At 44.0% G+C, this 9,339-nt stretch carries 7 protein-coding genes; 2 read left to right on the top strand and 5 right to left on the bottom strand.

The annotated features are described in order from the left end of the window. Window positions 1-1,525, top strand: a 1,525-nt coding sequence (locus BGL89_RS10120; RefSeq protein WP_353743923.1) for a type IIL restriction-modification enzyme MmeI, incomplete at its 5' end; no start/stop codon positions are given. A 319-nt stretch (window positions 1,526-1,844) separates the two neighbouring features. On the opposite strand, the gene BGL89_RS10115 is transcribed toward BGL89_RS10120, so the two are convergent. From BGL89_RS10115 to BGL89_RS10095, 5 genes are all read right to left on the bottom strand, one after another. Further along, complete coding sequence (locus tag BGL89_RS10115; protein ID WP_286825613.1) at window positions 1,845-3,149, bottom strand: ABC transporter substrate-binding protein; 1,305 nt, start codon at window positions 3,147-3,149, stop codon at window positions 1,845-1,847. A 467-nt stretch (window positions 3,150-3,616) separates the two neighbouring features. Beyond that, window positions 3,617-4,855: a carboxyl-terminal processing protease CtpA gene (gene ctpA / locus BGL89_RS10110; RefSeq protein WP_286825612.1), complete on the bottom strand. Its 1,239-nt coding sequence runs from the start codon at window positions 4,853-4,855 to the stop codon at window positions 3,617-3,619. Window positions 4,856-5,046: 191 nt separating this feature from the next. Beyond that, complete coding sequence (fba, locus tag BGL89_RS10105) at window positions 5,047-6,126, bottom strand: class II fructose-bisphosphate aldolase (RefSeq protein WP_286825611.1); 1,080 nt, start codon at window positions 6,124-6,126, stop codon at window positions 5,047-5,049. Window positions 6,127-6,258: 132 nt separating this feature from the next. Continuing rightward, entirely contained in the window at window positions 6,259-7,386 is a 1,128-nt protein-coding gene (locus tag BGL89_RS10100; protein ID WP_286825610.1) for an aldo/keto reductase, read from the bottom strand. A 308-nt stretch (window positions 7,387-7,694) separates the two neighbouring features. Continuing rightward, entirely contained in the window at window positions 7,695-8,195 is a 501-nt protein-coding gene (locus BGL89_RS10095) for a bifunctional nuclease family protein (RefSeq protein ID WP_286825609.1), read from the bottom strand. 278 nt (window positions 8,196-8,473) lie between these two features. Here BGL89_RS10095 and rpsD point away from each other — a divergent pair, with 278 nt between their 5' ends. Then, window positions 8,474-9,082 (top strand): 30S ribosomal protein S4, encoded by a 609-nt coding sequence (rpsD, locus tag BGL89_RS10090; protein WP_286825608.1) that lies wholly within the window; start codon window positions 8,474-8,476, stop codon window positions 9,080-9,082. Window positions 9,083-9,339: the final 257 nt, after the last annotated feature.

Genomic DNA, 9,339 nt, shown 5'->3' with positions numbered 1-9,339 from the left:
TGAGTTTGCGGTAAGAGTTGCTGAGGTGGCAATGTGGTTAATTGATCATCAGATGAATATTAAGGTTAGTAATACTTTTGGTCAGTATTTTGTGCGTTTACCGTTGAAGAAAGCGGCAAAGATTGTTAATGGAAATGCTTTGCGGATTGATTGGGAGGAAGTTATATCAAAAGAGAAGCTCAATTTTATTTTAGGAAATCCTCCTTTTGTGGGGAAACAGTTACAAAATGCCCACCAAAAGGCTGACATGAATCATGTTTTAGGCGAAGTTAAAGGAGCAGGTGTTTTAGATTATGTGACGGCATGGTATATTAAAGCGGCTGAATTTATTCAAAATAGTTTAATTCGTTGCGCTTTAGTTAGCACAAATTCTATTTCTCAGGGTGAACAAGTTGGGATTCTTTGGCAAGAGCTTTATCAAAAATATAAAATTAAAATTCATTTTGCCCATCTAACTTTTAGCTGGAGTAATGAAGCAAAAGGAAACGCCGTAGTTCATTGTGTTATTATTGGTTTTGGTGTTCAGGATATTGAGAATAAACGTATTTTTGATTATGCTGATATTAAAGGTGAACCGACAGAAAGAAAGGTTAAAAATATTAATCCTTATCTGACAGAAGGCAATGATTTAATCATTTTAAAGAAAATAAAACCTATTTGCAACGTGCCTGAAATGCTTAAAGGTAGCCAACCTACTGATGGTGGTAATCTTTTAATGACTAACGAAGAAAAAGAAGAGTATATTCGACAAGAATCTGAGGGAAAAAAATTCATTAAGCCTTTTATTTCTGCTGATGAATTTCTGAATAATAAAAGACGCTGGTGTTTTTGGTTAACAGAAATACAGCCTAAAGAATTGAAGCAGTTGCCCCTATTATTAAAAAGAGTAGAAGCTGTTAAAGAAATGCGTTTGGCTAGTTCTAAAATTGCGACAATTAAGTGGGCGCAGTTCCCAACATTATTTACTGAAAATAGACAGCCAAAAACAAGCTATATTCTAATACCAAGTCATTCTTCGGAGAATAGAAAATATATTCCATTAGGATTCTTTACTCCAGATTATATTGCTAATAATAGTTGTCTATTTGTTGCAAATGCAAATCTATATTTATTTGGTATTCTTACTTCAGAAATGCACATGGCATGGGTTAAATATGTTTGCGGAAGATTAAAAAGTGATTACCGTTATTCAAACACCATCGTTTATAATAATTTTCCTTTTCCTGAAACTGCGACCGAAAAACAAAAACAAACCGTCGAGACTTGCGCTCAAGCTGTGCTAGATACAAGGGCAAAATATCCCGATAGTAGTCTTGCGGATTTATACGATCCTTTAACTATGCCTCCTGACCTGATCAAAGCTCACCAAAAACTTGACAAAGCCGTTGATTTATGTTATCGTCCCCAACGCTTTACCAGTGAATTAAATCGTATTGAATACCTCTTTGAACTCTATGAAAAATTAACCGCTCCCTTACTCTCTACCAGCAAACAAAAAGCCAGGAAACGAAAAAATTCTCAATAACCGAAAATGCTTCAAGAAATTTTGCTTGTGCCAAGGCAGAGCCTTGGCACAAAATACTAAATCCGGTTATTAAAAACTGATTATTTATTCTCCCTCTTGCATGAGTGCCTCTCCTCATAAGTAGGGTTTGCGGCAAAAAGTTTTTCGTGGGGGCAGGGTGTGGGGTTTTACCGATTTTGAGGGGGTAAATTACCTAATTTTCAGGGAAAAAGTCCCGGAATTTTCCCCCCGATCACTCCCCGGTCCGGTAATTTTTGATGGGAAAAAAGTCTAAAAGTCTTATCCAGCAAGGTTTTTAGATTTATTCAGCCAGCCCTAATTACTGATTGGGTGTCACCTGATCGATAACCTTGAGAGTCCCATCATCCTTGACAGTCCAGACATCGTAACTACCGACCACATCGCCATTTTCATCGATATCCACATTGCCACTGGCTCCCTGATAGTTAATATCCTCGCCTTTGCGAATCATTTCCATGGCTTGACAAGCATCGGTTACTTCCGTCCCCGGACCGTTAGCCACCTCACGAATCTTGCTTTGAATCCCTTCACCAGTGTTAGATTTAGCCGCCTCGGCCGCTAACATCAATAAAACCGCCGCGTCCCAAGTATGGGGAACAAAAGCGGTGACATCCTTGCCGGTCTTTTCTTTCCAGAGAGTAGTAAAAGCACTTAAAGCTTGACCGTCGGCCCCGGGGACCGTGCCTAGGGACCCAGCAATAATTGACTTACCATCGGTTCCTTTCCCCACCTGTTTGGTGAAATCTTCCGAAAAAACCCCATCGGTGAGGAGGACGGTAACTCCTTTGGTCAATCCCTGTTTATAGGCCGCTTGCAGTAATAAACTGCCCGTTTCAGCGTAAAGGACTGCCGCTACAGCATCCGGTTGGTTAGCGAAGGCAGCCGCCGCTTCACTATCGAGAGTGGCAGCTTTCGGGTCATAACGGACGGGATTTTGCTTATTAGTGATAGTGCCGCCTAATTTATCGAAAGCGCTCACGAATTCCCGTTCAAATCCCACTCCGTAATCGTTATTGATCACGACGGTGGCCACATTTTGAAAACCCCTTTTCTTAGCTAGGACCGCTAAAGCTTGAGCTTGGTAGGTATCCGGGGGAGCCGTCCGCGCCCAAAAACCTTGAAAATCGCCTTTTTTCGCCCTGTCAGTAAATACAGGACTGGTGCTACCCGGAGAGACTAACATAACTTTATTTCTCACCGCCACATCGACGGCTGCTCCTGAGACGCTACTGGCAAAGGAACCGATCACACCGGCTACTTTATCCACCTCCGCTAGTTTCGTCATTGCTGAAGCACCGGCGGCGGGATCGGTTTGGTCATCTTCTTTCACGAGGGTGACTGGTTTGCCATTGACTCCACCACAGGCATTGATAGTCTCTACCGCTAGGGCGGCTGCTTCGGGCATATTTTGACCAATAGCGGCTAAATCTCCGGTAATGGGCAGTAAAGCCCCTAATTTTAAGCCCTGATCCCCGGGGGCAGTGGTGGTGGGGCTAGAGGCGTTGTTATCTGGGGTTTGGGCATTATTACAAGCGGTTAAAAAATTAGCTAAGAGGCTGATGCTCAGGGTTAGGGCTAGGGGCGATCGAATATATCTCTGCATGGCGGTAAGATCAAGGATAAGTCAAGGTTGGAAGACTGAAAAGCCCGGACTGGGAAAATTCTAATCGATGTTAGCATTCTCGCCACATCAAACAGGTTTCCATCTTAATTTAGATATTGATGGAAAAAATGACTAATTTGTTCGATTTATGCCGTCGGGTGTGGGAAGTTTTTTCAGTGATCAGTAAACAGTAAATAGTAAACAGTGAACTGAAAACGGTTCTTTTTGTTTGTGTTATGCAATGGAGGGGGTTATAAGAGATGAAACCCTTATAGAGAAAGACATTGATGCGATCTTTGTCAATTGTTTTCCCTCTCTAACGAACTATTCAATTAAGTCTCTTGCCAGATAAGTATTTAGTCGATTTATGCCCCCCGATCGAACCATACCAAGTAGCGAAGAACCCTGAAAACTCGCATCTGATAACTGGTAACTGATAACTGGTAACTGATGGCTGAAAACCCCACTCAGGAAGCTTTGGCTAAAATGGTCTTCTGGTTTAAAAACTGAATCGCCGTTTGGTATTGACTATCTTTTTCGGTGCCGATTTGCTCATAGGTGATCGGTTCCTGTGCCACCACTCGATCGGGCATAATTCCTAACTTATGAATATCATGGTGGGCGGGAGTTTCATATTTGGCCACGGTAATCGCTAATCCTGCCCCATCGGGTAACTCGAATAAGGACTGAATTAATCCCTTACCGAAAGTCTTTTCTCCCACTAAAACCCCCCGTTGATTGTCCTGTAATGCTCCGGCTAAAATCTCGCTGGCACTGGCGGTTCCCTGATTGACCAAAACGACTAAAGGCGCGTCAGTTAAAGCATTACCAGAAGCGGCAAAACTATCGGCAATTCCCTCACGATTAACCGTATAAACGATCGTTCCCTGATTAATCCACATCCGAGCGATTTCTATGCCCGCTTGCAGTAAACCACCGGGGTTATTTCTTAGATCCAAAATATAACCCTTGGCTCCTTGTTTTTGTAAATTCGTCACCGCTTCTGAGACTTCTTTGGCCGCGTTAGCACTAAATTGATTTAAGCGCACATAACCGATCGGCAAGGAACTAGAATTTTTATCTAAAACCGCTACCACTGGACTTAAAGAAATGCGTTGACGGGTTAAAGATAGGGTTTTTGGTTGACTTTTTTGATCGGGAAGAATGACTAAGGAAACTTCTGTTCCGGGAGTTCCGCGCATTTTGGCCGCTGCTGCATCGAGGGTTAAAGTAGTAGTATCGATGCCATCAATAAACAAAATGCGATCGTGGCTAGTCAAACCAGCAGCCTCAGCAGGAGAACCGGCAAGGGGGGCCACCACTTCTAAGTAACCATTGTCGGGATTGATATTAATTTGCAGTCCTACCCCCGATAATTCCCCCGTGGTGCTAATTTGTAGGTTATGGTATTGATCCGGTCGCAAGAGACGGGTAAAGGGTTCATCGAGAGTAGCTAACATCTGTTCGATCGCATTGTAGGCCGCCGTCCGATCGTTGAGGGGTTTTTTGATGAATTGTTCCCGCACCTGCCACCAGTTTTGATGATTAAATGTGTCATCATAATAAGATTGGTTGACTAATCGCCAAGATTGCAGTAGTAATTTTTGTTCTTCGCTAAAGGCGGCTGCTGTGGGTGTCCATGCCATCCAAGTTAGACAAAACCAAAATCCTACCAATAATCCCACCCACAACGATTTTTTTCTCATCTTGCTTCTCTTATAAATCAAGTGCTGATCTGCTGATTATTTTCAGTATAGTCTTTTCTCTGAAATCGATTCTTATCTGGCAACTCTTTCCCTTCAAGGGATTCCCATAAAAAAAGAGGGTAGTTAACTATAACTACCCGAAAAATTCTACTAGATCGGTGCAATTAAGCGATCGCTTAATTTCTCAGTAACTAGACAGCCACAACTTTTTTGCTGACTTGGGTTAATTGTCCTTTAGCATATTTGGCTGCGTAATCATCAAGGGACATTTGTTTGATTTTGCTGGCGTTACCGGCGGTACTAAATTGTTGATAGCGATCGGCACAAACTTTCTGCATATAGGTGATCGAGGGTTTCAAGAAGAAACGGGGATCAAACTCTTTCGGGTTGCTGAAAAGTGCTTCCCGAACTGCGGCGGTAATTGCTAAACGGCAGTCGGTGTCGATATTGATTTTACGCACACCACTCTTGATGCCTTTTTGGATTTCTTCCACGGGTACACCGTAGGTTTCAGGGATAGCGCCACCGAATTGGTTGATTAATTCGAGGAGATCTTCGGGAACCGAGGAAGAACCGTGCATAACCAAGTGAGTATTGGGTAAGCGGCTGTGAATTTCTTCAATGCGGCTAATAGCAAGAATTTCGCCAGTGGGTTTGCGGGTAAATTTGTAAGCACCGTGGCTAGTACCAATCGCTACTGCTAAAGCATCTACTTGGGTTCTTTCGACGAAATCCACCGCTTCATCGGGATCAGTTAACAGCATCGAGTGATCTAATTCCCCTTCAAAACCGTGTCCATCTTCCGCTTCTCCTTTACCGGTTTCTAAGGAACCTAAGCAACCGAGTTCCCCTTCCACACTAGCGCCGATCGAGTGAGCAACTTTTACTACTTCAGCAGTAACGTTAACGTTGTACTCGTAGGTGGCGGGAGTTTTGGCATCCGCTTCTAAGGAACCATCCATCATGACACTGGTGAAACCGTTACGGATCGCCGAGTAGCAGGTGGCGGGTTCATTACCGTGATCTTGGTGCATCACGATGGGGATATGAGGATAGGTTTCCACCGCGGCGGTGATCAAGTGACGCAGGAAGTTTTCCCCTGCATATTTGCGCGCACCGCGAGAAGCTTGCAGGATAACGGGGCTATCGGTGGCTGCCGCCGCTTGCATGATCGCTTGGATCTGCTCCATATTATTTACGTTAAAAGCGGGGATGCCATATCCGTTCTCAGCCGCGTGATCCAACAATAACCGCATGGGGACGAGTGCCATATCCTTTACTCCTTAATCTATTTCTTGTTTTTTGTCTCTTTAAATTCAAGAAAGTTAATTCTCTTACCTGTTAATCTTAAGATAGTTTTTACACTTTGACGATCCCCAAAAAAAATTTTTCAGGGTTTCGTCCTAAGATGACCACAATCTCCGTTGCGCTGGTCCTTTAAGTAGTTCGTGTGTATTAAATAGCAGCTGGGGAATCGGCAATTTTTCCGGGCAGCGAGGTAAACAATCACCGCATTCAGTACAATTATTCGCTTTGCGTCCGGGGAACCAATGACCGGCATTTTCCAGCATTCGATAGCGATACTGGCCAAAATCGGTCATTTCGTAAGCTACTGCCAGATTCCGCAGTCTCAACACTTCAGGGATATTAATATTTTCGGGACAGGGTAAACATTGATAACATTGGCTACATAAATCTGTAGCCAATTTATCGGTTAAATGTGTCTCTAAACGCTTAAAAACGGCAATTTCTGCCGCATCTAGGGGCTGATCTCCTTCGCATACGTTAATAATTGCCTCTAATTCCTCCGGTATCGCTGCCCCGACGCTGAGGGTATTAATGCGCGGATCGCTCAATAAAAAGCGATAATTTAGCTCTAGGGGTGAAAAAGGAGCGCATAATTCCTCTAGCTTCTTGGGAGGTCTGTGGAGACCACCTCCCTTATCAGCAGGGGAAATGATAAACACACCCATGTCCTTTGCTTGGGCTAAAGCGATCGCCGGTTGCTGTCTTTGCCAAAAAAAATAGTAATGGATATTGACAAAAGCGAAGAAATCTGTATTGATCGTCTCCAGAATAATTTCTAGGGGTGCATGGGTAGAAAAGCCAATATGACCGATTTTTCCAGCTTCTTGGGCCATAAAAACGGCTTTCATGCAGCCTTGCGGGTCTTTAATCCAGTTTAAATGCTCGCAGGTGTTAATACCGTGAATTGCTAGACAATCCAGGTAATTTAATTGTAATCGTTCTAGGGATTCGGCGATCGCTTTTTCCATAGTTTGGCGATCGGGAGTGGGAACCAATTTCGTAGTCAGATAAACTTGCTCCCGCACCCCTTGACGCTGCAGGTAGCGACCGAGAAAAACTTCGCTATTACCGTAACCTCTGGCTGTTTCTAGGTGATTAATCCCCAATTCTAGGGCGCGATCAACTGTTGCGGTAAACACCGACTCTGAGGACAAACAGCGCATTGTCCCCAGGGAAAACAGCGAAAATTGCCAATTAGTACGGCCAAATCGTCGATAACGCATTGATTCAGTTATCAGTTATCAGTTATCAGTTATCAGTTATCAGTTATCAGTTATCAGTTATCAGTTATCAGTTATCAGTTATCAGTTATCAGTTGTCAGCTTTTGAAGGCAAGAGGCAACAGGCACTCGTGCAAAAGACAGAATCTGACAATTCTCCTACCTAAAAAGAAGGTTAGAAACTAAGCACATCAAAGCTTTTAGCTTAACCAATTAGGTCTTAGATTCGGCCCTTGTTATCAGTTATCAGTTAGAAGGTATTGGGGTGTGGGGTGTGGAGTGTGGGGAGAATAAAGCTGCCGACTGAAATTTCACTGATCACTAAAATCACCGCGACGTTGGATCAGGTCTGAGGGGCTAAGATTGGAGACGAAATTGCGAAAAGCTTGACGTTCCTCTTCATCCGCGTCACGATCAACAGGGATAGAAGCAGAAGCGATCACTTCTTCCATTACCCAGACAGGACTGTTGGTACGCAGAGCAATAGCGATCGCATCACTGGGACGACAATCGATTTCTTTTTTGACTTCGCCGCGCTGGAGACAGAGAACAGCATAAAAGGTATTATCTTGGAGAGAATGGATGATAATCTTTTCTAAATCCATGTCCCAAACTTTAAAAATATTAGCGATCAAATCGTGGGTGAGGGGACGAGGGGGTTTTTGTTGTTCGAGGACGGTCATAATGGCCTTAGCCTGATCTTGTCCGATGTAGATAGGTAGAGCGCGACGCTCGGAACCATCCTTGAGCAGTACAATGGGACTGCGAGTGATAGCGTCTAGGGCAATTCCAGCGACTTTCATTTCGATCATGACTATGGCTTCTCCAAGATAGAGATTCAGCTAGGGAAGGAGTGGGAAAGCAACCTGAGTAATATAGTGCTTAGTTACACTCACAGTATGCCCTAAGATGGCAGAGATTAGCCTCATCTTTAACGAAAAAAATACATCACCTGCCATCAGGCCTGAATCAGTGATCAGCTTTTTTCTCCCCACTCCGTTCTCCCCTCTCCCCACACCCCAACTAAATTACTTAATTTGTGCTACGATAATAGTTTTGGGATAAATTTAAATAGGAGCAGACTGTCTGTATGTCTCGTTATAGAGGACCGCGCTTGCGCGTTGTGCGTCGTTTAGGGGAATTACCAGGCTTAACCCGTAAAAGTGCCCGTCGTGCCTATGCACCCGGGCAACATGGCCAGGCCCGCAAAAAACGTTCAGAATATGCCATTCGTCTAGAAGAAAAACAAAAACTGCGTTTTAACTACGGTGTCAGCGAGAAACAATTAATTCGCTATGTCCGCAAAGCTCGCCGGGCTACTGGTTCCACTGGTCAAGTGCTGCTGCAACTCTTAGAAATGCGTCTGGATAATACCGTTTTCCGTCTCGGTATGGCTGGGACAATTCCGGGGGCGCGACAATTAGTCAATCACGGTCACGTCACCGTTAACGGTAGAGTTGTGGATATTGCCAGTTATCAGTGCCGTCCGGGTGATGTGATTGGAGTCAGAAATCAAGAGCGTTCCCAGGATCTAGTCAAAAGAAATATGGAATACCCCGGTTTAGCCAACCTGCCGAGTCATTTGGAATTTGACAAAAATACCCTTGTGGGCAAAGTTAATGGCGTTGTGGAAAGAGAATGGATTGCCCTCTCGATTAATGAACTGTTAGTAGTGGAATACTACTCTCGGAAAGTCTAGGAAAAAAGCCTTTTCCAGATACCTTGAGGACGCTGCCACTTGCGTCCTCAAGGTATCTCAAATGTCGGGGTGAAGACCCTCGCTTTTAGCGCGATGGGACGGGGCGGCTTTTAAAGGGGCGAAGTAATGCGCCCCAGGGTTCCCCTCATGAATGCTGACTTTGTATATAGGGTCTGCTGAAAAAGTTATTGAAAAGCACAGGTCTCTTAATCAATGATTTCACTTAGCTAAAAACATAAGCTTTAGTTGTTGATTAA

Origin of the sequence: Microcystis sp. LSC13-02, from assembly GCA_002282935.1 — a bacterium.
Taxonomy (GTDB): Bacteria; Cyanobacteriota; Cyanobacteriia; order Cyanobacteriales; family Microcystaceae; genus Microcystis.
This window is presented reverse-complemented; position numbering and strand designations above follow the sequence as displayed.

Bases quoted from the DNA above. Each gene is read 5' to 3' on its own strand.
- BGL89_RS10115 (WP_286825613.1), bottom strand. From the start codon at position 3,149: ATGCAGAGATATATTCGATCGCCCCTAGCCCTAACCCTGAGCATCAGC.
- ctpA (WP_286825612.1), bottom strand. From the start codon at position 4,855: ATGAGAAAAAAATCGTTGTGGGTGGGATTATTGGTAGGATTTTGGTTT.
- fba (WP_286825611.1), bottom strand. From the start codon at position 6,126: ATGGCACTCGTCCCCATGCGGTTATTGTTGGATCACGCGGCTGAGAAC.
- BGL89_RS10100 (WP_286825610.1), bottom strand. From the start codon at position 7,386: ATGCGTTATCGACGATTTGGCCGTACTAATTGGCAATTTTCGCTGTTT.
- BGL89_RS10095 (WP_286825609.1), bottom strand. From the start codon at position 8,195: ATGATCGAAATGAAAGTCGCTGGAATTGCCCTAGACGCTATCACTCGC.
- rpsD (WP_286825608.1), top strand. From the start codon at position 8,474: ATGTCTCGTTATAGAGGACCGCGCTTGCGCGTTGTGCGTCGTTTAGGG.